This is a genomic window from Flavobacterium sp. 22659, assembly GCF_052044235.1.
Taxonomy (GTDB): Bacteria; Bacteroidota; Bacteroidia; order Flavobacteriales; family Flavobacteriaceae; genus Flavobacterium; species Flavobacterium johnsoniae.
Genome location: NZ_JBQEMU010000019.1, coordinates 86,054 through 109,898, shown reverse-complemented (window position 1 = coordinate 109,898; position 23,845 = coordinate 86,054). Strand labels below are relative to the sequence as shown.

Annotated in this window: 18 protein-coding genes; 9 read left to right on the top strand and 9 right to left on the bottom strand. The window is 34.2% G+C overall.

Annotated features, from left to right (window positions below; translation table 11 throughout):
* Positions 1-94: 94 nt before the first annotated feature.
* From ACTJIW_RS17915 to ACTJIW_RS17890, 6 genes are read left to right on the top strand one after another with little or no spacing between them, the layout of a single operon-like run.
* Positions 95-853, top strand: a complete 759-nt coding sequence (locus tag ACTJIW_RS17915; RefSeq protein WP_012026288.1) for an MlaE family ABC transporter permease — start codon at positions 95-97, stop codon at positions 851-853.
* 1 nt (position 854) lies between these two features.
* Positions 855-1,634, top strand: a complete 780-nt coding sequence (locus ACTJIW_RS17910) for an ABC transporter ATP-binding protein (protein ID WP_440715722.1) — start codon at positions 855-857, stop codon at positions 1,632-1,634.
* Between the two features lie 27 nt (positions 1,635-1,661).
* Positions 1,662-2,501: an MlaD family protein gene (locus ACTJIW_RS17905; protein ID WP_012026290.1), complete on the top strand. Its 840-nt coding sequence runs from the start codon at positions 1,662-1,664 to the stop codon at positions 2,499-2,501.
* Positions 2,502-2,516: 15 nt separating this feature from the next.
* Positions 2,517-5,336, top strand: a complete 2,820-nt coding sequence (locus ACTJIW_RS17900) for an AsmA family protein (protein ID WP_440715723.1) — start codon at positions 2,517-2,519, stop codon at positions 5,334-5,336.
* Positions 5,337-5,346: 10 nt separating this feature from the next.
* On the top strand, positions 5,347-5,838 hold the full coding sequence (locus tag ACTJIW_RS17895; protein WP_012026292.1) for a low affinity iron permease family protein: 492 nt from the start codon (positions 5,347-5,349) through the stop codon (positions 5,836-5,838).
* Positions 5,835-7,034 (top strand): FAD-dependent oxidoreductase, encoded by a 1,200-nt coding sequence (locus ACTJIW_RS17890; protein ID WP_121360684.1) that lies wholly within the window; start codon positions 5,835-5,837, stop codon positions 7,032-7,034. The genes ACTJIW_RS17895 and ACTJIW_RS17890 overlap by 4 nt, the downstream gene beginning before the upstream one ends.
* A 96-nt stretch (positions 7,035-7,130) precedes the next feature.
* Here the strand turns inward: ACTJIW_RS17890 and ACTJIW_RS17885 are convergent, their stop codons facing one another.
* Complete coding sequence (locus ACTJIW_RS17885) at positions 7,131-8,078, bottom strand: bifunctional helix-turn-helix transcriptional regulator/GNAT family N-acetyltransferase (protein WP_440715724.1); 948 nt, start codon at positions 8,076-8,078, stop codon at positions 7,131-7,133.
* A gap of 463 nt (positions 8,079-8,541) precedes the next feature.
* Positions 8,542-9,564, bottom strand: coding sequence for a helix-turn-helix domain-containing protein (locus ACTJIW_RS17880; RefSeq protein ID WP_440715725.1), 1,023 nt, complete (start codon positions 9,562-9,564; stop codon positions 8,542-8,544).
* 184 nt (positions 9,565-9,748) lie between these two features.
* Here ACTJIW_RS17880 and ACTJIW_RS17875 point away from each other — a divergent pair, with 184 nt between their 5' ends.
* Complete coding sequence (locus tag ACTJIW_RS17875) at positions 9,749-10,231, top strand: DNA-deoxyinosine glycosylase (protein ID WP_012026296.1); 483 nt, start codon at positions 9,749-9,751, stop codon at positions 10,229-10,231.
* Positions 10,232-10,555: 324 nt separating this feature from the next.
* Complete coding sequence (locus tag ACTJIW_RS17870; protein ID WP_012026297.1) at positions 10,556-10,990, top strand: DUF6526 family protein; 435 nt, start codon at positions 10,556-10,558, stop codon at positions 10,988-10,990.
* A 49-nt stretch (positions 10,991-11,039) separates the two neighbouring features.
* On the opposite strand, the gene ACTJIW_RS17865 is transcribed toward ACTJIW_RS17870, so the two are convergent.
* Entirely contained in the window at positions 11,040-12,224 is a 1,185-nt protein-coding gene (locus ACTJIW_RS17865; RefSeq protein ID WP_440715726.1) for a hypothetical protein, read from the bottom strand.
* Between the two features lie 212 nt (positions 12,225-12,436).
* On the opposite strand from ACTJIW_RS17865, the gene ACTJIW_RS17860 reads away from it, so the two are divergent.
* Complete coding sequence (locus tag ACTJIW_RS17860) at positions 12,437-13,351, top strand: hypothetical protein (protein WP_440715727.1); 915 nt, start codon at positions 12,437-12,439, stop codon at positions 13,349-13,351.
* Positions 13,352-13,736: 385 nt separating this feature from the next.
* Here the strand turns inward: ACTJIW_RS17860 and ACTJIW_RS17855 are convergent, their stop codons facing one another.
* The 6 genes from ACTJIW_RS17855 to ACTJIW_RS17830 form a co-directional block, all read right to left on the bottom strand.
* Positions 13,737-15,755 (bottom strand): glycoside hydrolase family 97 protein, encoded by a 2,019-nt coding sequence (locus tag ACTJIW_RS17855; RefSeq protein WP_440715728.1) that lies wholly within the window; start codon positions 15,753-15,755, stop codon positions 13,737-13,739.
* A gap of 25 nt (positions 15,756-15,780) precedes the next feature.
* Positions 15,781-17,025: a glycoside hydrolase family 71/99-like protein gene (locus ACTJIW_RS17850; protein ID WP_440715729.1), complete on the bottom strand. Its 1,245-nt coding sequence runs from the start codon at positions 17,023-17,025 to the stop codon at positions 15,781-15,783.
* Between the two features lie 218 nt (positions 17,026-17,243).
* A complete protein-coding gene (locus ACTJIW_RS17845; protein WP_440715730.1) occupies positions 17,244-18,758 on the bottom strand; it encodes a RagB/SusD family nutrient uptake outer membrane protein in 1,515 nt (504 codons plus the stop codon).
* Positions 18,759-18,782: 24 nt separating this feature from the next.
* Positions 18,783-21,800 (bottom strand): SusC/RagA family TonB-linked outer membrane protein, encoded by a 3,018-nt coding sequence (locus ACTJIW_RS17840; protein WP_440715731.1) that lies wholly within the window; start codon positions 21,798-21,800, stop codon positions 18,783-18,785.
* A 28-nt stretch (positions 21,801-21,828) separates the two neighbouring features.
* Complete coding sequence (locus ACTJIW_RS17835) at positions 21,829-22,911, bottom strand: hypothetical protein (protein ID WP_121360674.1); 1,083 nt, start codon at positions 22,909-22,911, stop codon at positions 21,829-21,831.
* 8 nt (positions 22,912-22,919) lie between these two features.
* Complete coding sequence (locus ACTJIW_RS17830) at positions 22,920-23,441, bottom strand: DUF5004 domain-containing protein (RefSeq protein WP_073410042.1); 522 nt, start codon at positions 23,439-23,441, stop codon at positions 22,920-22,922.
* Positions 23,442-23,845 lie beyond the last annotated feature (404 nt).

The window sequence follows — 23,845 nt, the reverse complement described above, 5'->3', positions numbered from 1 at the left end:
AGTATAGAGGTAACTTTCATATATAATTTAAAAAGTGGAAAAAACTGTTAAATATTTGATTTTGAAACTACAACTAACTTAAAAACAAAACATTTTGATTCTCAGCTTAAAAAATACATTCGCACAAATTGGTAATGCTGCATTATTTGCCAATAGGTTTTTTAAGGAGGTTTTTATTCCCCCTTATGAGACAAAAGAGTTTTTGAAACAATGTTATTTAATTGGTTACAAATCACTCCCATTAGTAGCCATAACAGGTTTTATTATGGGATTGGTATTAACAATTCAGTCAAGACCTACATTAGTAACATTTGGAGCCGAAAGCTGGCTTCCAGGAATGGTGGCACTTTCTTTAATTAGAGAAATTGCTCCTGTTATTACAGCCTTAATCTGTGCCGGAAAAATCTCTTCAGGAATTGGTGCCGAATTAGGTTCTATGAAAGTAACGGAACAAATAGACGCCATGGAAGTTTCTGCCATCAATCCTTATAATTATTTAGTCGTAACAAGAATTTTAGCCTGTACCTTAATGGTGCCTATATTAGTAATTTTTGCAGATGCTGTTGGTATTATAGGCGGTTATGCCGGAATAAATATTCATGGTGATGTTAATTTCTACCGATATCTAACCCAGATTATTCAATCATTAGAATTTTCAGATCTGATTCCCGCAACGATAAAAACATTCTTCTTTGGCTATTTCATAGGAATGATTGGCTGTTATAAAGGATTTAATGCTGCAAACGGAACAGAAAGTGTAGGACACGCTGCAAACTCGGCAGTAGTTACAGCCTCTCTCAGCATATTTATTATTGATATGGTAGCCGTGCAATTAACTGATTTAATTTATTAAGATGATTAAAGAAGAAAAAAATACCGAACCAAAATCAAAAGATAAAAAGCAGACTCCAATTATTGAAATTAAGAACCTGCATAAAACTTTTGGCGAAGACAACCAAATTCTAAAAGGCGTTAATCTTACTGTGAACAAAGGCGAAGATTTAGTGATTTTAGGACGTTCAGGTTCAGGAAAATCAGTTACCATAAAATGTATTGTGGGGCTGATTCAACCAGATCAGGGCGAAATAATTGTTTTTGATGAAAATGTACTGGACCTTTCTAAAGATGAATTAAATAAAATGCGGGTCCGAATTGGATTTTTATTTCAGAGCGGTGCTCTTTACGATTCAATGTCGGTCCGAGAAAATCTGGCATTTACATTACGCGCCCACAAAAGGGATTTAAGCGAAGATGAAGTTGAAAATGAAGTAATAGAAGCCCTTGAAAGTGTAGGCCTTGGCGATGCAATTGACAAAATGCCTTCTGAATTATCAGGCGGGATGCGAAAAAGAATTGGCTTGGCCAGAACATTAATTTTAAAACCCGAAATCATTTTATATGATGAGCCCACAACAGGATTAGATACTATTACTTCCAGAGAAATCAGTGAATTAATACTTGATATCAAACACAAACAAAAAACCTCATCGATCATTATTACGCACGATATGGCGTGTGCAAAAATGACAGCTGACAGAATAATGGTTTTAAAAGACGGTGTAATTCATGCCGAAGGAACTTACGAAGAATTAGAAAAAGACGAAGACGAATGGGTACGCTCATTTTTTGAATAAAAAAAGCAAAATAAAATAGTAGAAATCATGGAAAAGCAATCTGGATATACTTGGAAATTAGGAATGTTTGTAACAGTTGGACTGTTGCTTTTTATAATCGCCATTTATTTTATTGGAAAACAAAAAAACCTATTTGGTTCAACATTCCACATAACATCAAAATTTAAAACGGTCAGCGGTTTAGAAGTTGGAAACAATGTCCGTTTTTCAGGTATAAACATTGGTACAGTCGAAGAAATCAGATTGATAAATGATTCTTCGGTAGTTGTTTCAATGGTTATAAAAGATGAAGTCCGAAAATTTATAAAAACAGACGCCAGAGCCAGTATTGGTTCAGATGGATTAATGGGCGATAAAGTATTGACTATTACTCCGGGCGAAAAATCTACAAAAGTAATCGAAGACAACGGCGCCATCGCTTCTATCAACGGAATTGAAATGAACGACATCATGAAAAGCGTTAAAAAAAGTGTTGATAATGTAGGGGTTATTTCTGAAGAACTGGCCATTTTCAGCCACAGTATGAACAACGGAAACGGCGCACTGGCTAGATTAGTAAGAGACGATAAAATGGCTAACAGTGTTTCAAACACGCTTTCGAATCTGGAAACCGGTACAAAAGGTTTCAGCGAAAATATGGAGGCAGCCAAAAGTAATTTCCTATTTAGAGGTTATTTCAAGAAAAAAGAAAAGGAAAAAGAGAAAAAACAGGAAGAAATAAAAGAGAAAAAAGAAGAACAACAGGAAAAGGCTGCTAAAGAAAAAGAAGCCAAAGCTAAAGAAGAAAAAGAAAAACAGGAAAAAGCCAAAGAAGAGAAAGAAAAGCAAAAAGCCGAAGAAGCTAAGAAAGAGGCTGAAAAGAAATAATTAAAACTCTGCGCCATGAAAACTTCATATAAAAATATAAGCCTTAAAATACTCAAATGGACAGGAATAGTAATAGCGGGAATACTGCTGTTACTTTTTTTGATTCCGCTGTTATTTCCCGGAAAAGTAGCCTCAGAAGTTAAAAAAATTGCAAACGAACGTTTAGATACTAAATTAGAATTTTCGAAGTCTAAACTTTCGTTTTTTACCCATTTCCCTTCATTGACTGTCTCACTTGACGATATCTCTATGACGGGTTCTAAACCATTTGGAAATGATACTTTATTAAAAGCAGATCAGGTGGCTTTTGGAATAAACCTGAAAAGACTCATATTTGACAGCGAAGTTAAAATCAATAAATTATACGTTTCAAACGCATTAATTAATGTAATGGTCAACGAAAAAGGACAAGCCAATTATAATATTTATGTAGCACCCGAAGACCGAAAAAACGAAAAAGAAGACCCAAATGCTCCCGAAGAAGGAACAGCAATAAAATTAGAACGAATTGATTTAGAAAACTGCCATGTAAAATACAACGACCGATCTGCTAAAGTTTTAGTCGATGCCAAAGGTTTCAATTACATTGGAAAAGGAAACCTGAGCGATGATATTTTCGATTTAAATACCGATGCCAAAATCGATACGCTGGATTTCTACTATAACCGAACTGCATATCTAAGAAAAAAAGCCGTTCGTGCTGATTTAATTACCAGAATCAATACGCACGCACTTTCATTCATTCTTCAAAAAAATGAACTACAGATTAATAAACTGCCTTTAAAGTTTACCGGTCTATTTACCATTTTAAGAGACGGGTATAAAATCAATATCAAAGCAGCATCAGAAAACACAACCGTAAAAGATTTACTTTCTGTTATGCCTCCGGAATATTTAACCTGGCTGGAAAAAACCGAAATTTCAGGAAAAAGTGATTTGGTGCTTTCTTTTAAAGGAGATTATAATGTTTCGAAAAAACAAAAACCCAATTTAGCTTTCAACCTAAAGATAAAAGACGGAGCCGTTAGTTATCAAAATGCGCCCGTTCCGCTTACTGATTTCCAAATGGATTTAAATGCCATGCTGCCCTCTCTTGATACTGAACAGTTATTGGTAAACCTTAGAACTTTACGATTTAAAGTGGGCGAAAAAGATTATTTCAACGCTTATCTGCATAGCAAAGGTTTAAGCGAAATGAATGTAGATGCCAGTATAAAAGGTGCTTTGGATCTTACTGTTGTAGACGCTGCAATTGGTTTGGAAAAAATTGATTTAAAAGGAATTTTAAAAACCAATATTCAGGCAAAAGGGCTTTTCAGCACCTCAAAAAAACTGTTTCCTAAAACAATCGGCGGTATTTCGCTTCGAAACGGATGGCTGAAAACAGACTACTACCCTAACCCAATTAAAGATATAACTTTTGTAGCCAACGTGCTTAATAAAGCCGGAACTTACGAGGATTTAATTGTGGCTGTTTCTCCCGCTTCTTTTGTTTTTGAAGGAAATCCGATGTATGTAAATATGGCGTTATCAGATTTCAGTGATCTGGCTTATAATGCCAAAATTAAAGGAGAGCTGAATGTAGGCCGAATATATCAGGTATTTTCACAAAAAGGCCTTGATGTAACCGGTTACGCAAAAGCCGATTTATCTCTTAAAGGAAAACAAAGCTACGCTACGACGGGACAATATAGCAAACTGGATAATCGAGGCACAATTCTGCTCAAAAATATCAAAGCTACTTCAGAATTATTCCCAAAAGCTTTTTTTATAAAACAAGGAAACTTCCGTTTTCAGAACGAGAAAATGTGGTTTGAAAAATTCTATGCTTCTTACGGAAAATCTGATTTTGATATTAACGGATATCTTTTAAATACTATAAATTATTTTTTGGAATCGCACGGAACTTTAAGCGGTGACTTTAATATGAAATCTAAACTCATCAATGTAGATGAATTTATGGCGCTTGAAAAAGGTGAAAATAAAGACCGAAAACTCGAAGTTGATTATGCCAAAGAAGACCATCCAAAAATGAGCGGTGTTGTTATGATTCCTAAAAACTTAAATGTTTCGCTTACTGCAAATGCCGATAAAGTAGAATATAACGGATTGAACCTAAACAAACTTTCAGGAAAAGTGGGTATTACAAAAGGTAGTTTCTATTTAGAAAATACTTCTTTAAATATTATTGACTGTATTCTTGGAGTTAATGCGGCATATAAAGACGAATCGCCGACTTCTGCACATTTTGACGCACATTTCACTGCAAAAGATTTCAGTGTTCAGCGTGCTTACAAAGAAATTCCGATGTTTCATGATATGGTAACTGTTGCCGAAAAAGCACAGGGAATTATTTCTGTTGATTACAAAATAAAAGGTGATTTAAACGGAAATATGGGGCCAATTTACGAATCGCTTGAAGGAGGCGGAACAATCAATCTTCGTGATGTAAAAATTAAAGGTTTAAAATTATTTGAAGGCGTGAGTTCGCAAACCGGACAAAAAGGTTTGGATGATCCAAAAATGGAAGGAATTGAAATCAAATCGAATATTAATAATAATCTTATTTCTATAGAGCCTTTTACGTTTAGTGTAGCAAGTTTTAGACCCACAATTAAAGGAACCACAAGTTTTGACGGTCTTTTAGATTTAAGAATGCGTTTAGGATTGCCGCCGGGCGGTATTATTGGTTTTCCAATCGTAATTACCGGAACGCACGAAAATCCTAAAATTAAAATTTTCAGTAAAACAGGCCAAAAAATTATTGGAGCGGTTTACGACGAAAAGAATAACAAAGTGGTAAAAAAAGAAAAAGTAAGCAAAAAGAAATCCTAATTAAAATGCAATGAAAAAGAAGAAACAAAATGGCGGAAGTGCATTTGAAAAATTTGCTTCAAAAGTTTCAAAAGCGGCCGGAAGCACTACTGCTTTTATAGGCGCTTTTGTTATTGTGGTTGCCTGGGCAGTTTCAGGGCCTATTTTCAATTATTCTGAAACCTGGCAATTGGTTATCAATACCGGAACCACGATTATTACTTTTTTGATGGTTTTTCTAATCCAGAAAGCCCAGAATAAAGATTCTCTGGCCATTCAATTAAAACTGAACGAATTGGTAGCTTCAGGTGAGCGATCAAGCAATAGTCTGGTTGATATTGAAAATATGACAGAAGAAGAAATGGTTATCATTCAAAAATATTATCATCGTTTAGCTGAGCTGGCTAAAAAAGATGAAAGCATTAGAACCTCACACTCTGTTGCCGAAGCACATTCGCAGCATGAGTACAAAGATAAAAACAGAACCAAACATCGTACTGCACGAAATACAGATAAAAAATGAAATTACGTTCGACAGAAACCTTTTGGCCTTTAAAAAATGCCATGAATATCAGTTATCCCTCAATTGATGCCGATATTAAAACCGAAATTTTAATTATTGGCGGAGGAATAACGGGTGCTTTAATGGCTTACAAATTAATTACGCAGGGAAAAAAAATAGTATTGGTTGACCGCCGTGATGTGGCAAACGGAAGTACGGCGGCAAGTACAGCCTTACTTCAATATGAAATTGATGTGCCATTGCATGAATTAATAAAACTTCGGGGCGAACAATGTGCGGTAGAGAGTTATAGAAATGGTAAAAAAGCCATTTTTGACCTGCGAAATATAATTGATACGGTAGAAAGTGACTGCGGATTTGAATTTAAAAAAAGTATTTATTTTACGTCTTACAAAAAAGATATTCCATTTTTAAAAAATGAATTTAAAGCCCGTAAACAACATGATTTTGATGTTACATGGCTTAATAAATACGAACTCGAAAAAATGGGATTAAATGCTATAGCCGCAATCGAATCAAAAACAGCGGCCGTTATGGATCCGTTTAAACTGGCTTGTGATTTATTGAATTACTGCTATGAAAACGGAATGCAGATTTTTGACCGAACCAACATTACTTCTATCCATACTCAAAAAGGAAAATGTGTGGCTCATACCGAAAACCGATGCACCATAACAGCCGATCATGTTGTTCATTGCAGCGGTTATGAAAGCACCGAAACTGTGCAGGAAAAAATAGTCGATTTAAAAAGCACTTATGCACTCGCATCAGAAAGTGTACCTGAATTACCTTCAATTTTAAAAAACGCTGTTATTTGGGATACATCTTCGCCATATTATTATTATCGCGCTACTTCTGACAACCGAATTATTATGGGCGGCGGTGATGAGGAATTTAAAGATCCTAAAAAACGTGATAAGTTAATACCCAAAAAAGAGGCATCATTACTTAGACAATTTAAACGAAGATTTCCTGATATAAACTTCAAATTGGATTATTCCTGGGCCGGAACTTTTGGCGAAACCAAAGACGGACTTCCTTATTTTGGAAAACCTGACCCAAAGAAAAACGAGCATTATGTTCTGGGCTTCGGCGGCAACGGAATCACCTTCAGCGTAATAGGCATGAACTCGATTGTAGATTCTATAAACAATAAAAAAAATCAGGATTTAGAGTATTATCGATTTGGGCGTTGAAAACTGTTTGACAGTTTTTAGGATCAAAGTCACAGAGAGACAAAGAAACAAAGATTTAAAACTTTGAACCTTTGTCTCTCTGTAACTTTGCCACTTTTAAAGAACTAACTCCATCTGTATATTACATCTTTTATAAGGCGTTTCAAGACCAAAGACTTTTTCAAAACCTAGTTTGTAATATAAGTTTATAGCTGGTTTTAAAATTGTGTTGCTTTCCAGATAAATCTTTTTTGCGCCTAATTCTCTGGCGGTTTTAACGATTCCCTGACCTAAAAGCCAGCCGATATTTTTACCCTGCGCTTTGGGAGAAACTGCCATTTTTGCCATTTCAAAATCATAATCGGGATTGTTCATTTTGATAAGAGCGCAGACACCTACGGGTTCGTTTTGATATAATGCCACCAGAATTTTTCCGCCTTTATTTAAGATATATTCTTCAGGATTATCGAGTGCTTTATAATCTGCTTCTTCCATTTCAAAATAATTCGAAATCCATTCTACATTCAAAGCCCGAAACGCTTCCTGATATTCTGGTTTATATTCTACAATTTCAACGTCTTTGCTTTCGCGAAGTTTTTTTTGATCGCTTACACGTTTGAACATTGATTTCTGTTCCAATAAAAATTCCCATTCCTCGAGCGCTGCCCAAAGATTGTGTTTCGATTCAGATATTATGCCGTCGATTGCTACATCAATATCTTTTAATTGCTGCTGTATTTTCTTCGAAAGCAAAACTCCTTTTTCAGTCAAAACAACATTGTTTTTTCGCTTATCATCCGTTTTACTTTCTTTTACAATTCCTGCGTTACTCATTTCCTGAATAATTTTACTTACAGAAGGCTGAGAATGTCCAATTTCATTTGCAATTTCGGTAATGGTAAGTTCTCTTTCTTCAGTTAAAATATAAAAAACCGGAAACCACTTCGGCACAAAATCTACACCGTATAATTCATAAATTTTAGAAGCATCATCTGTAATAACAGCTGTCATTAATCGCAAGCGGCTTCCTAGTGCCGCTTTGCCTACTTTGTCAAAAAATTCCATATTATAATTAATTATATAACTAGTTATGCAAATGTATAAAAAAAATCTTTTTTGCAAAGATTTTTTAGGTGCAAAGTTACAAAGGAACATAGAGACAAAGTTTTTTTACTCTTTTACTTGAATTTTTTATAAAAAAATAAGATTCTAAATCGCCCTCATTTAAGTTTTTACTTAAAATTTGATAGATCTAGAATCTTATTATTTAGGAAATATATCTTGCTTAACAGCTAACGGCATTATTTTTTAGAAAGTAAACCCTTGTCTCTATGTTCCTTTGAACCTTTGTTACTTAAAAAAAACTAAGATTCTAAGTGTGGAGCCTTTCGTTTTTACTAAAAACCTCAGCGACTCAGAACCTTAGTATTTTTGGAATATATCTTGCTTAATAGCTAACGACATTACTTTTGTGTAAGACAGCAGTAAAAAACTTTGTCCATTTGAACCTTTGTCTCTTTGCACTCATTTAAGCTGTAATCCCCATCGGATTCAAATTAAACTTGTATTCTTTTGGGCTGCAGTTGAATTTTTGTTTGAAGATTTTAGAGAAATAACTTCTGCTTGTAAATCCTATGCAGTATACGATTTCAGAGATATTTAAATCTGATGTTCTAATAAGGATTTCGGCTTTTAGAACACGCATATGTGTGATATAATCGTTTACAGTTCTATTGTGAATCATTTTAAAACCTTCCTGAAGTTTGTTTGGAGAAAGACCTGATTTTTTACTTAATGATTTAATAGTAAAAGGTTCTTCGGGATTTGCTTTTATTACTTCTGAAAGTTCTTTTATTTCTTCCATTTCTCTCAAATTCAAACAATTTGTTTCTTTCGAGAATGAATTTACATCATCTGTATGCTGCTGAATTTCCATTGCCAGAATAATTCTCAAAATTCCTTCTTTCAATAAATTTCTAACAATTCCGGTTTGTGTTACAGCATTTAACTGTTCGATTTTTTCGCCAATTTTTAAATTATAAGAACCGGCATAAAAGAATTCTTCATTTAAGTTTTCTTCAAAAAACGTTTCTCTCACCATTTGGTTTAAAGAATTGGCATGGCTTGGTTCAGTCTGCGTTCCTACAATAATTAAAGTAAATTTTGTTTTTTTATCTTTTTCAAAATATAAAACATTATCCTGATTTAGTTTTGAAGTTACAATGGCAGTCTGAAATGTTTTTAATTTTCTTTCTTCGCCTGAAAGTCCAAAACTATGCGAAAGATTGCCTTTTGAACAATAAGCAAAATATATAGGAGAAGATGATCCGTTAATGACATTCAGCTTTAAATCAGTCGAAAAAGTCATATCAAACTGAACATATGAAATATTATCGTTAAAGGAAGCACCCATAATAGAACCTTTTGCAAAGTTATTATTGACTTCCATTGTATATTCATCAACGTCAAAAGTTACTTTTCCGCCGAAGTTTGTATTCAATTCTTCAAATATGTTTTGAATTTTCTCTGTATGTATAGTAACTATTTTCATTTTATTTCGATTTAAATTCTGTAATTTTAAATGAGATTTTAAAACCCGCATTATTACGTTTTAAAAGCAGATTCAAAGTTCGCTCAATCGTAAACCAAAATTGTTATATAATTTTCTGCAATTGTTTTATAATTACTTATCAAGTATAATTTTAACTCAAACAAACTATTTCTTAATTCAATAAATGAAAAGCTATTCTTTTTCTCCTATAAGTTCACCAGATTCTAAAGTATTGATTTTAGGCACAATGCCCGGAACAAAATCTTTAGAGTTAAATCAATATTACGGACACAGCCAGAATAATTTCTGGAAGTTTATGTTTACAATTTTTAAAGAAGAGTTCTCAACTGATTATGAGACTAAAAAAGCCCTTTTGCTAAAAAACAAAATTGCACTGTGGGATGTTTTACAATACTGCGACCGCGTAGGAAGTTTAGACAGTGCCATAAAAAATGAAATCGCGAATGATTTTGAAACTTTTTTAAAACAGCATCCAAACATTCATACAATAGCATTTAACGGACAAAAAGCTGCAGCGTTCTTTAAAAAGTATGTTCATTTAAAAAAAGACTATACTCTTATTACACTTCCATCAACAAGTCCGGCAAATGCCAGTAAAGCTTTTCAATCAAAATTGGATGAATGGAAAGTTATAGCTTCGCTCTAACTATTTTAATATCGACTAAAAAATAATTTATGATTTCGCGGCAAAAAAAACAAAATGTTGAAATAATGTAACTTTTGAACTTTAAAATATAACACGAAATTTCTCAATCTAATATAATTTTACAATTAAGAAATCAAAGCCAGGATTTATACGGATTGATGATGAAGGAAGGCTTTTTAAAAATTATAGATATTACTAAGACAAACTGTAACAAGTTTAGATTATAAAGAGAACATTGGTTATGTTAGTTTATTTTTGAGAAAAAAGCTATTCTAGATTTCTAGGGTAGCTTTCTTTTTTTATGTATTTTGAAATCACCTAATTATGAAAATTCAAACTTATTACAATCATATACGATTTTACACACCGCACCATTTTGTGTATTATCCAGTTTTAACGCTTTTTTTGGCATCCAGCGTTTATTTTGCTTTTACAACAAAAGATTATCTTATCTGGACTTTTATAAGCGTTGTATTTGTGTTTTTGTTTTGCCTTGCTTTCATGCTTCGCCAGCATTATGCACTTATTTTACAAAACCGAATTGTGCGTTTAGAAATGCGTTACCGCTATTTTACGCTTACAGGAAAACGTCTTGAAGAATTTGAACACAAATTAACCGACGATCAAATATTTGCGCTTCGATTTGCTCCAGACGATGAATTTCTGCCTTTGCTTGAAGATGCTTTAAAAAATAACCTCACGGGAGACGCCATCAAAAAAGCAATCGTGCATTGGAGAGCCGATTATAATAGAGTTTAAGATGAACATTTTAGATTTTAGATTTTAGATTTTAGACTCAAACTAAAATCTAAAAATCTAAAATATCTTTTTGTTTCCTTTTATTAAACAAAATATAAAACAAAAGCAGCACTATCCATACCGAAAACACTACTGTAAAAAACATAGGCATTATTGAAGGATGCAGATAATTAGGCTCGTAAAAATAACGGTCTAAAGTCTTGAATTTTTCTTGAAGCGCTTTGTGATCAAAATTATTATCCAGTCCGCCAAATAACCTGTCTGGATTTTCTACATAATAAAAAATTTCAGGTACAAGGATGTTTGGTTTTACGTGGCTTTCAATATTGTATTTTTTAAATAAAGTATCCAATTTCGCAAATTCATATTCAAGCGAATCCTGTTTGTATTTATACAATAATTTATATCGTTTTACTGCAGCTTGGTATTGTTGTTTTTGTACTGAATCATTATGAATTGATTTGAACAGTGATTTATTCTGGAGAAAAATGCAAATATCTTTATCGTATTCTGGGCTTACTTCCTGACCTTTAAAAATAACCTGTGTACTGTCGCCAATACTGGTTTTCTTGATAATTCTATCTTTAACAATATTTTTATCGAGACCTGCAAAATCCAGAAGAGAATCGGTTTTTCCTGAAACTTTATTGTAGGTTTCTGTCAAAACTTTCAGCGTATCGATACTATAATATGTTGTTTCAGTATTAAACTGATCGTGATAAATTAAAACTTGTTTTTCTTCTTTAACAACCGGATACGGTTTTGGATATAGAATATTCTCGTAATTGAACAATTTTTCTGAATGATACGAACTTGAACCGTACAAAAACGGATTTAAAACATTCAATAGCTTTTTATCTTCATTGTAATTTTTCTGAGACAATTCTCCTCTCAACTTTGCATTTTGACCAAAGCTGAAACTAACAAAAAACGTAAAAGTAAAAAAGGAAACCAGAAGTAAGAGAAACCCAATCTGGAATATTTTAGCAGATGAATACTGCTGTCTTGCATGATTCTTCAATAAGAAAATTAAAAAGAAAAGAAGAAACAAACCACTCACAAAAAAATGCGAAATCGAAACATCATCATAAAACTTAAACCTGTAAAACTCTGAGTAAATATCGATGTTCTTGATTCCTTCAAATGTAAAGTAGCCGTATAAAAAATAAGCTAAATGTACAATTGCCAAAATAATAAAAGACTTAACGAAGTATTGTTTTAAGGTTTTGTTCATAACAAAGGGTTTATACCCAAATATAGTGAATGACAATGACAATGGCAAAACTCAATATTTTATATACTCTGCTATAAAGCCATATTTTCAAGACGTAAAAAACATATACATCTGAATATCAAAATAATAAACCAGTACAAAATTAATTTGAATGATTTTTTTTGTTAACTTTAATTGTTAAAATTTCATTAATAAACCTAAACATCAATCTCATGAAAAAATTAGTTTATTTTTTGATAATTCCCCTTTCCTTTTTTTCGGCTCAAGCGCAAACTACTGCCGAAATAACTAAAGAAAATACTTTAACTGAAACTCAAAACGACGACAGAAAAATTCAGGATTATCAGCCCGATGATCTGCCGTGGCACGGAAGAAGGTTTAAAGCTACAGCAGGTGCTTTTTTTCCTGTAAACAATACCGAAGTTGAAGTGAATGGAACAAACGGCAGAATTGGAACTGATATTGATTTTGAACGTGATTTAGGTTTTCAAAACAATACGGTTTCCTTTTTTGGAACTTTTGAATGGCGTGCTTCACGCAGATCCCGTTTTAATCTGGAATATTTTTATTTAAAAAGAAATTCAACAAAAACGCTTCAAAAAGAAATTGAATTTAAAGATCATGTGTATCCTGTTAACGCCGAGGTTGCGGCTTTTATGGATAATCAGATGATTCGGTTTGCTTATGGATATGCAATTGTCTCTAAACCGAAATATGAACTGGGTTTATTAATTGGTGCTCATATAATGCTTGCCGATGTTGGAGTTGGACTGGTTGGAAACACTGTACAGGCACAATATAGAGACAATGTTAATTTTACTGCTCCGCTGCCTGATATTGGAATCTGGGGTGAATTTGTACTCGGAAGAAAAGTGGGTTTATATGCCAACCTAAATTATTTTGCCTTAAAAATAGATGATATAGACGGCAGAATTGTGAGTTATAATTTATCGGTTTTGTATAATGTATATCAAAATTTTAGTTTAACTGCCGGATACACCGGATTAAATTTTAGAGTTGATGTTGCCAGACCAAAAATTGACGGTTTTTTTAAATGGGGTTATAACGGACCAACTATTGCTGCAACGTATAGTTTTGGTAATCACGTGAAGTTTTATAAACATTAAAAAAAATAATGGGTAATGGTTAATGGTTAATTATAAATTATAAATTGTGAATTGTGAATTATATGATAAGCTCCTGCCGGAGCGATGTAAGGACTTAATTTGTAGAAAATAATCTATATGAAATACAAAACTCCATAGAAGCGCCATTTTTTATAAAAACCTACAATCAAAGTTCGCAAAGCTTTATCAACACAAAGCTTTGCGAACTTTGCGCTTTATAAACACAATATATATCATTCTTGGCGTGCTTTGCGGTTAAATAAAATGGCAAACCTGAAACTTTAAATCTGAAACAAAAAAATAAAAAAAACAAACCCGACATCTTTTGCAAGATATCGGGTTCATTCACTTAAACTTAAACTTAACTCAAAATAAACTCAACTACTTATTTCTCGATTGGAGTAAATTTTATAGCTGTTCCTCCCCCAGCTGCCAATTTGATGTTTAAAACGCTTTTGTTATTTACTTTTTGTTTAGAGATTGCAACCGGATATGGATTTGTTTTGTAATTCGCTCCGCTGCCGTCAGCATAGATTTCGGCTGCGTATTCTTTTCCGGCATCTAAGAATGATAAAGTAACATTTAGATCTCTTGCATTTTGGTTGGTAATTGATCCTAAATACCAGTTTTTCTCATCCCAGTCTTTACGGGCAATTGTAGTGTATTCTCCAATTTTAGAATCTAAAACTTTTGTATCAGACCAAGTGCAAGGCACATCTTTTATGAACTGAAATTCAGGTTTGCCAACATAATTTTCAGGTAAATCTGATGCCATTTGCAATGGGCTGAAAATGATAACATACAATGCCAATTGGTTTGCCAGAGTTGTCTGCACTCTTGCTCCAGAAGGTGTTTTGTAATCAAAATTGAAATTCCCCGGAGTGTAATCAAACGGACCTGAAAGCATTCTTGTAAACGGTAAAGTTGTTAAATGCTGCGGCGTGTTTCCGCCGTCTACAGACCATGCGTTGTATTCCTGCCCTCTTCCGCCTTCCTGAGACATAAAGTTTGGATAGGTACGCTGTAATCCTGTTCCTTTTATTGGTTCGTGATTATCGATCATGATGTGATATTTGGCCGCAGTTTCGATTACTTTTCTGTAATGACGAGATGCATACTGGCTGTCGTGCCATTCTTTTTTATCCAAATATTTGTTTACATAACCTGTTTTAACTGAATTCACACCCATTTTCTGATACAATTTAAAAGCATCTTCTAATTGGCTTTCATAATGTTTAGAAGCACCTGCTGTTTCGTGATGTCCTATTAAACGAACATTTTTCATGGCAGCATATTTTGTAATTTCTTCCAGATTAAAATCAGGATATGCTTTTACAAAACTAAATGCACTTCCGTCGGCAGTCCAGTCGCCGTCCCAGCCCTCGTTCCAGCCTTCAACCAGAACGCCGTCAAAATTGTTTTTCGCAGCAAAATCAATATATTCTTTTGTATTTTTTGTTGTAGCACCATGTTTTGGCCCTTGTCCCCAAGTGAATTTTTCTAAGTGCATTCCCCACCAGATTCCAATATATTTAGAAGGTGTAATCCAGGAAAGATCTTCAATTTTTGAAGGTTCATTTAAATTCAGCATGATCGTGGAAGTTGCAACCTCTCCCGGATTCTCACCCACAACAACTGTTCTCCAAGGTGTTTTAAATGGAGTTTCAGCATATACTTTTACTCCGTCTGCCCACGGCACTAAATCACTTTTGTATTGTTTGTCGCTTGTTTTTAAAAGTGTCATCGAAGCAAAATCAGTCAAATTAGCCTCATGAATTGCTACATACAATTTATTTTTTGTTTCAAAAGTAGCCGGCGTATTAATTGTATCGGTTTTACTTATAGGAGTTTTACGGTATTCGCTTTCGTAATAACTATTTTCGCGGTGTACCGGAATCCACCAAACGTCGTTGTTGTCTTTAAAAGTAAATTGCGTGATTTCATTCGATATTTTCACTTTACCTAAATTAGGCTGTTTTGGAAATTCATATCGAAATCCTAAACCATCATCAAAAACTCTGAAAATAATATCTACTAAACGCTCTTCTCCTTTTGATTCTTTTAAATGAACAATCAATTCGTTGTGGTGATCGCGGACTTTTTTGAATTCTCCCCAAGGCTGTTCCCAGGTTTCATCTGCAGATTTTTCTTCGGTAGAAACGACTTCAAAACCGTCGGTCATTTTTTGAATTCCCTGAAATTCAAATCCTAACAAAGAGGGTTCTATAACCGATTTTCCGTTTTTAGAAAAGCTGTATTGAGGCTGTCCTGAAGGTGTTAATTCAAAAATTAATTCGGTGACTTTTCCCGGCGAGTTGATTTTATATGTTTTTTTAGTACTGCAGGCAAAAAGAAGCATTGAAGCTAAGGCGATTATACAGTATCTATATCTTATGTTTCTCATTATGTATTGGTATTAATTACGGCTCTTATTTTATTTCGTTTATTAACTGTTTTGCTTTTGCAGGCTGCATTGAAACAAAATAATTAAAGGCCTGATCCAGCTTGTTCTGAACATCGGCATTCCCTTTCTTTTCTACACGCAGATTGTACATTTTGCTTATTTCCGGAAAAACAGATTCGGTATTTTTAACTCCGGCAAATGCTTTTACTTTTTCGATATACGTGTATCCAAATTCAATTGTAGGTTCGAACATTGTTCCTTCTCCAAAGTCATTCCATGTAATTAGCTGCAGATAATTTAAATTGGCATTTTTAGCTAATTCGAGTGTTGCATCCAGCGTTGCGCCATTGTTGTGTTCAATTGTCCATCCAATTGCTGCTCCGCCGCCGCCTTCGGCATAAAAATCTTTAAAACCAGGATAAGCACTTCCCATAGCAACAGAAAGTTTTGGTTTTGTATTGGTGTAATAATTCGTTAAGAAACTATTGTCTTTATAAACCCAGGCATATTCTCCAGATGCATTTGCACCAGCTTCTACAGACTGATCCCAAAGGGTTAAAAATGTAGGTTTTGTAGTTAATGTATTAAAAACATTCGTCCATTCAGCAGGTGTCTGCAATACAATTGGTCCAAAATTAAGCAGTAATGGTTTTCCGTCTACTTTAATGTAATTGGCATTATTAAAATAGTTTTTTTCCATGTAAGCCAAATCTGTTTTTGCAGCGCTGGTTACAGAAATTGCTTTTCCAGCATTTACCACATTTGTTGTAGTTCTGTCTTCATAAACTATGGCATATTCTAAACCAACTTTGTCCAGAACTGCAATAAGCTGTTCTGTGTTTTCTTTTACCATTCGGTAATCGTTTACGTCGTAAGTTCCGTACCAATCGATTAAAATTCCATCGATTCCTGAATATTTCATCAATAATAAATGATTTTCAATCACATTTTTATCGCCGGAATGATACGGTCCGATAAGAGGATAATAGTACGACGCAATTTCTCTGCGGTTATTTGCTCCTACCGTATTCGGGTTTTTGTTTGCCATTGTCCAATGGTAGCCCCATTTTTTATCGGCGCTGCTTTCATTGGTTTCAAACCATGGCATGTAATGAACATAAATTTTGGTGCTGTTTGTTTTTTCAATCGCAACCGGTTTAAGCGTTTCAGGTTTTACAGGCTCATCTGAACCTTTATCATCACTGCTGCAGCCAGAAACGATTAAAATGTTCATTATCCCGAAAAACAATAATGTGATATATCTTTTCATATTGATTTTTGTTTTTATTATTTTTTGCCACTCCCGATAGTTATCGGGATAAAAAATTAAAAAGGATTTTTATTAAAAACTTAATTCTCTAATCAGTGAAAATCATTTAATCTGCGGCAAAAATATTTTCATTAAAATTGAAGCCATTCAGATATCCTCATTTTAAAATATGTCAGCCTTCCACGACTAACCAACATGGAAGACTGACATTCAGTAACCTAATTTACCGGGTACCCAGGATTTTGTACCAGATTTTTATTAGTCGTTAAAACTGTACTAGGAATTGGGAAAATTGCTCTGTATTTTTCAGTTGTTCCTTTTTCCCACCATGGATTGAAGAATGTTCCAAAACGAATATTATCAGTTCTTCTTCTTCCTTCAAAAGTAAATTCTCTTAGTAATTCCTTATCAATAAAGTTAAGATCAATTACTGCCGGCATTTCTGCTCCAGCGCGAGATGTTATCTGCTGTACAAATGGTTTTGCCAAATCTGGTGAACCTAAACGAACGTAACATTCTGCCTGCATCATTAAAATTTCGGCATAACGAATTAAAACTAAATCATGATCGCGTTCCCAAGTTTCTCCGGCTTTCATTTCGTATTTTCCTAAACGAACTCCTTGATTGTCTTTAGCGTTAGCTACACTTGTAACTTCTTCAGTATAAGTTAGAGGTTCTCCGTTATCCATCATAATTACAGTTCCTGTTGCCATGTTGATCTGGTCTCCGGCAACCATACATTTCTTTCTTTTATCTGTATCAGCAAAAGAAGAATACACTCCCGGCTGTGCGCACATTCCGTTTGCGCTCCATGGATAATCGTTTCCAGAAACAGACATTGTTAATCTGTGCAGGTAGTGGCATGACATTGAGTTCATGTAATTTCCAACTGTTCCCGCTTTTGAATCGTAAGGAATAGCAAAAATAATTTCAGGCGATTTCTCATTTTCTGTTGAGAAATTGGTAAAGAAATCTGGTGTTAATGTGTAACCTGAAACTTTTTGGCACATATTGATACAATCCTGCCAGCGTGGTGTTCCTATGAAAGCTTCAGAGTTAAGATATAATCTTGCTAAGATAGAATATGCCACATTTTTTGTCATTTTAGAATACACCACATTTGATGATAAATATGGAATAGCATCTAAGAATTCTTTTTCGACAAAATCATATACTTGTTTTCTTGTAGAATTTGACGGTAATGAAGTGTCTTCAAAATTGGTAACGATAGGCACGTTTCCAAATGCATCTAAAAGATTGTAATAGTAATATGCTCTTAATGCTTTTAATTCTGCATAAATTGGTGCTTTTGACGCATCGCTTAAAGATGATTTATCGATTTGATAAATGATCGCATTAATTTTTGCAATTCCGGTGTAGTTGTAACGCCATGCTGCAAGAATCAAACGGTTATCTGCTTTCCAGGTGTGTTTTTGTGCGTCCTGATATTGTCCGCCGTCGTACCAGTTTGTTCCCCTTGTTGGAATAGTAGCTTCATCAGAAACTGTTTCATTCAAAAAGAATACAAACTCACAGGTTGGGTAATTGTTCGATATATTATCAGCAAATCCTCTTAACGAAGAATATGCTCCTCCTACCAATGCATCAACTTCTTTTGGAGTATTTCCAAAATTTCCATCCTGTACCTTGTCGTATAAATCCTCATTTAAGTTGGTACATGATATCGTAAAAAGCATGCTTACTAATAATGCTGCTGTTATTTTGATTTTCATTTTTTCTATTTTTGAGTTAGTCGCCTAGTTATTAAGCGTAAAGTTTAATCCAACAGAAATTGTAGTTGGTCTAGGATAATTGTTGTACTTGTCTATACCAGGTCCTGCTAATCCGGTTTTATCCATCACTCCGTTTTGATTAACACCATCCTGCGCATTTAATCCAATCTCAGGGTCTACTCCTTTATATTTTGTAAATACAGCAAGGTTTTCCCCCATGATGTACATTCTTAATTTTGAATTCTTGAAATTCAATGGTAAAGTGTATCCTATTGAAAGTGTCTGAAGTCTAAAGAAAGAAGCATCTTCAATCCAGTAATCTGAATATTTTGGAGCAGAAGTAATACCGCTTCCTAAGAAATCATCTGGTACATTGTAAGTAGGTAACCTGTTAGGATCATTAAGCATCATGTTTGTAGCATTAAGTGCTTTTTGCCCGAACATTCCATATCCAGAAATTCCAAGATCAAAGTTTTTGTATGTAAAGTTCATACCAATACCTAAAGTTAAATCTGGCTGAATGTTTCCTAAATCTGTTTTATCAGCATCAACCAAAGCATTTTCTGCTACTATATCACCAGCTGCATTGTAGTATTGTATTTTACCATTTGCATCAAGACCTGCATTTCTGAATCCCCAGAAAGTTCCAACAGGATATCCTTCGGCAATAATTTGAGAATACTGACCAGACATACCAGATAAACCGTGTAATGAACCGCTGTAAATAACATCAGTTTTATAAGTAGGATTTGAAAGTTTTTCAATTTTCTGAACGTTGTGTCCTAAAGTTAAATTTGCATTCCATGTAAATTTATCACCTCTTACGATATCAGCATTTAAAGTTAACTCAACCCCTTTGTTTGACATTTCACCTACGTTTGCCAGCATTGTCCCTACTAAGTAAGGAGGTTGAGGCACTTCATAAGTATATAATAAATCGTCAGTATTTTTTTGGTACCATTCTAATGATCCTGTAATTCTGTCGAATAAAGTAAAATCAACTCCAATATTTAATTGTCTTGTTGACTCCCATTTCAAATCAGGATTAGGGTTTTGTGTTGGAGAATATGCTAAACTCCATCTTCCTGTAGCAGGATCGTAGTAGCTGTCGTTTCCAACTCCTAAAATTGATAACGATTTGTATTCGCCAATTCCATCCTGATTACCTGTAACTCCGTAACCTACTCTTAATTTTAAAGAATTTAACCAGTCTTTTGTACCGCTCATGAAATTTTCGTTAGAGATTCTCCACGCTGCAGATGCAGATGGGAAAGTTCCCCATTTGTTATTTTCTCCAAAACGGCTTGAACCATCTCGTCTTACAGTTGCAGTAAGTAAGTATTTCCCATCGTAACCATAGTTAGCACGAGCATAAAAAGAAACCAGATTTGATTTTCCTTTGTATGAATACACATCGCCTAAACGATAATTAGAACCTGCACCTAAATTGTTATAACTAAAAGCATCTGTTACGAAACCAGAACGCTGTGCGCCAAATCCTTCGTAAATATTTTCAAGATAAGAATAACCTGCAAGAGCACTAATGTTATGTTTGTCGATTACTTTAGAATAATTTACATAAAGTTCTCCCTGAGCATTTGTATATTCTTCGTAAGTTCTTTGTGCGTAACCAGATTCAGAACGTCCTTCCATAATAGCATAAGTTGGTTTGTAAGTACCGCCTTTAGCTGCATTATGTTCTAATGAAATATTAGCAACAGCCTGAAAATCATTTAAGAATTTAACCTCTGTTTTAAAATATCCTAAAAGTCTGTGTCTCTCATTATCAACTGTTCTGTTAGTTAAAATCTCAACCGGGTTTTCGTATAACGTGTAATTCACATTCGTGAAATTTCCATTCTTATCATAAACCGGAATAGTTGGGTTTAAGTTATAAGCACGCTCAAAAATTCTGTAATCAATAGGATGCCATTTGTCTATATTAGCAAATAACCCCATGTCGAATTTTACATCTTTATTGTCTCCAAGATATTGGTAAGCATTTACGTTTCCGCTTAATCTTTCTAAACCAGATTTTTTAATAACACCTTCATTATTCAGGTAAGCAATAGAAGCTCTAAAACCGCTGTCGGCTTTTCCTGAATTGATGCTTAAAGTATGAGATTGTGAAATTGCTGTCTGCTCAATCGCTTTCTGCCAGTTTGTATTTCCTCCAAAATCAATAGCATCTTTATTTCCAGTTTCACGCATATAACCTCTCCATTGGTTTGCAGATAAAAGATCTAAATTATCTGTAACATAACCAATGCTGGATTGTCCGTTGTACACCACAGAAACTCCTTTTGTTCCTGATTTTGTTGTAATAATAATAACTCCGTTTGCTCCTCTTGAACCATAAATAGCGGTTGCCGAAGCATCTTTAAGTACGTCTACTGATTTAATATCTGCAGGCTGCACTACATTTATATCAACACCTGCAATACCGTCAACTACAATAAGCGGACTGTTGCTTGCTGTTAACGAAGTTCCTCCACGTAAACGAATTGTTGAACCCGCTGCAGGATCTCCAGAAGGACGGATGATGTTTAATCCGGCTACTTTTCCCTGCAAAACCTGCTCTGTAGAAGAAATTGTTCCTTTTACTAAATTATCTGCCGTAACAGTTGAGATTGCACCCGTTAAATCCGATTTCTTCTGCGTTCCATAACCTACAGAAACTACCTGAACTTCGTTTAACTGATAACCATCATTTTGCAGACGAACTTCTAATTTTGAAGTCGATGCGGTAATTTGAACTTTTTGTGTTGATGATCCGATGAATGAAACTTCAATTGAACCTCCTACGGCTACCTCAATGGTAAATTTACCGTCAAAATCTGTTGTTGTTGCGTTTCTGGTTCCTGTTTCTAATACCGAAGCACCCGGAAGCACAGTACCCGTATTGTCATAAACGGTACCCGTTACAAGCTTTTTTCCCTGAGCAAACATTCCTGCCGAAAGAAAAAGCATGAAAATCATGAATACCAGCGATTTAGTAGTCCACATTTGATGCAGGACTATTCTTTTATTTTTACTATTCATTAGAATGATGTTTTAATTTGATAGTGAATTATTTGTCTAAAGTTTTAAGCGGAATCGTTGTGTCAGAAATTGTTTTGTCTTTGTTGTCTTTTACCAAAACATGTATTTCGCTTAAAGCTGGAGAATCTTTTAGTTCTGAAACTAAATTGACAAATCCTTTTATCTCTGCAACTCCTCCGGTAAACTCACCAGAAATCACTTTTGTTCCGGCAGTAATCGTGTAGATTAATTTGTTTACACCCGGCTCATTATTTTTTCTATAGATTCCTAAGAAATCTTTTTGACTGATCTGCAATGGAAAAAATCCAAAAATCGGTGCCGGCGGCGGCACGTAAGCTCCTGCATATAATACCTGATCCGGAGTAGTTCCTGCCCAGTCGTCTTTTACCATCAGGAAAACTAAGTTTTTCATCTCATAACCATCTGGCGCATTGTAATAATCTTTAGGAACTAAATCCATTTTGTAGAAACCGTTTCCTAAATCTTTAAGTTTTGTTTTTTCAACAATGTCCGGTAACCATGACTGATATTCTTGTTTAAGATCCCAATCATTCAGTCCGCTGTGTATGTGAACACTTGATGCGCCTGCAAACCCAGGAGCTAAATTGGCATTAAACAAGATACTCACACCTTTGTCTAAAGTTGGTTTTGTTGGATATGCTCTGATTAACTCATTTGCAGTATAAAATGTTGTAAAATCTGTGTAAGGCATATTCGCAACTTCAGATTGTTTAGATCCGTTTTTATTTTTTAAACGAAACCAAAAGCCTGCACTTGCAGCAATCTCTTCCGGAGTTTTAGAAAAGTATAATGTTGGAGTTAAAGTAAAACTCCATACTTTGTTTCCTTCATATTTCAATTTGGCAAAATCAGATGAGTTTTCCCAATTGTTTGCATCCGGTTCAGATGGAGACCAGATCCAGATGTATAGATCTTCATTTTCAGCAAATGTAGTACTTGCAAGATCGAAATACCACGTCACTTTTTCATCATATTTGTAAACTACCGGAAATGATGACATTGCACCAACAGCTCCTGCGGCTTCTTGTGCCTTAGTAAAATTAGGAGCCATCAAAAGGGCAAGTAAAATTGTATATAGAAATTTTTTCATATTACTTTTTAGTTAATAGCATTTAATTTGAATACATAAGTCAAAAACGCAGTTCCTTCTGAAGAACGTACCAGCTGAAATTCCATTTCGCCGCTCTTTCCAGGGACAGATGATAATCTAAGTTCGTCTGTTTTTTGAGTTTTTTGTGCGTCGCTGTATAAGTAAATTTTAACCGCACTGGCATTAGTCTGCTGAAAATCTGAACTTAGTTCCCAGTATCCTTTTGGAGCAAATAAAGGAGGAACATTCCCAGTTACTTCATAACTTGTAGGTCTGTTTTTTTCGTCTACGCTGAAATTAATTTTAAAATCTTCGTAGTTAAAAAAAGTACTCAAGTTTTCTTCGTTTGGTTCGATCTTATTTGTCTTAGCAAATTCATCAACCATCTTTAAATTTGTTAATCCCCAATTGCCATTTACTTTCTCATAAATCGTAATTGGATCAACATAGCTGCCGTCTTCTGTATTATCGCAGCTAATGGCGAAAAAACACATAAAAAGAGCTAACCAGTAATAACTTTTACTTCTCATAAATTTTTGGTTTTTGTTAGTTTTTCATCCTCTTAAAAGGACAGTACGAAACTAGATCTTAAATAAATCTAAAAAAAAATATCTGCGAAAAATCAAGATATATTTCAAACGTTTTCGTAATTAAAATTCTGAATATCAATATTTTAAAATTTTAGTAAAAACATAAAAATCAAGGTCTTGTTTAGATGAAAAGTGCGTGTGGAATAATGGTAAATATGACAATATGGAAATTTTATATGATAATTTTTCAACTATACATATATATAATCACATTTTATTGTATAATTGCAAATTATTAGAGTACTTTTAACATTTCAAAGCCCTTTCTAGGCCTCTGAGATGCTTTTTTAAAGAAAATCTCAACAAGCTGCTCTTGACTCTAAAAACTGAAAATCATCAGTTTT

What these genes read in the sequence shown, in the direction of transcription:
- ACTJIW_RS17855 (WP_440715728.1), bottom strand. Translation starts at nt 15,755, where the DNA reads ATGAGAAACATAAGATATAGATACTGTATAATCGCCTTAGCTTCAATG.
- ACTJIW_RS17830 (WP_073410042.1), bottom strand. Translation starts at nt 23,441, where the DNA reads ATGAGAAGTAAAAGTTATTACTGGTTAGCTCTTTTTATGTGTTTTTTC.
- ACTJIW_RS17900 (WP_440715723.1), top strand. Translation starts at nt 2,517, where the DNA reads ATGAAAACTTCATATAAAAATATAAGCCTTAAAATACTCAAATGGACA.
- ACTJIW_RS17850 (WP_440715729.1), bottom strand. Translation starts at nt 17,025, where the DNA reads ATGAAAAGATATATCACATTATTGTTTTTCGGGATAATGAACATTTTA.
- ACTJIW_RS17865 (WP_440715726.1), bottom strand. Translation starts at nt 12,224, where the DNA reads ATGAACAAAACCTTAAAACAATACTTCGTTAAGTCTTTTATTATTTTG.
- ACTJIW_RS17840 (WP_440715731.1), bottom strand. Translation starts at nt 21,800, where the DNA reads ATGAATAGTAAAAATAAAAGAATAGTCCTGCATCAAATGTGGACTACT.
- ACTJIW_RS17835 (WP_121360674.1), bottom strand. Translation starts at nt 22,911, where the DNA reads ATGAAAAAATTTCTATATACAATTTTACTTGCCCTTTTGATGGCTCCT.
- ACTJIW_RS17890 (WP_121360684.1), top strand. Translation starts at nt 5,835, where the DNA reads ATGAAATTACGTTCGACAGAAACCTTTTGGCCTTTAAAAAATGCCATG.
- ACTJIW_RS17875 (WP_012026296.1), top strand. Translation starts at nt 9,749, where the DNA reads ATGAAAAGCTATTCTTTTTCTCCTATAAGTTCACCAGATTCTAAAGTA.
- ACTJIW_RS17870 (WP_012026297.1), top strand. Translation starts at nt 10,556, where the DNA reads ATGAAAATTCAAACTTATTACAATCATATACGATTTTACACACCGCAC.
- ACTJIW_RS17910 (WP_440715722.1), top strand. Translation starts at nt 855, where the DNA reads ATGATTAAAGAAGAAAAAAATACCGAACCAAAATCAAAAGATAAAAAG.
- ACTJIW_RS17860 (WP_440715727.1), top strand. Translation starts at nt 12,437, where the DNA reads ATGAAAAAATTAGTTTATTTTTTGATAATTCCCCTTTCCTTTTTTTCG.
- ACTJIW_RS17895 (WP_012026292.1), top strand. Translation starts at nt 5,347, where the DNA reads ATGAAAAAGAAGAAACAAAATGGCGGAAGTGCATTTGAAAAATTTGCT.
- ACTJIW_RS17905 (WP_012026290.1), top strand. Translation starts at nt 1,662, where the DNA reads ATGGAAAAGCAATCTGGATATACTTGGAAATTAGGAATGTTTGTAACA.
- ACTJIW_RS17845 (WP_440715730.1), bottom strand. Translation starts at nt 18,758, where the DNA reads ATGAAAATCAAAATAACAGCAGCATTATTAGTAAGCATGCTTTTTACG.
- ACTJIW_RS17880 (WP_440715725.1), bottom strand. Translation starts at nt 9,564, where the DNA reads ATGAAAATAGTTACTATACATACAGAGAAAATTCAAAACATATTTGAA.
- ACTJIW_RS17885 (WP_440715724.1), bottom strand. Translation starts at nt 8,078, where the DNA reads ATGGAATTTTTTGACAAAGTAGGCAAAGCGGCACTAGGAAGCCGCTTG.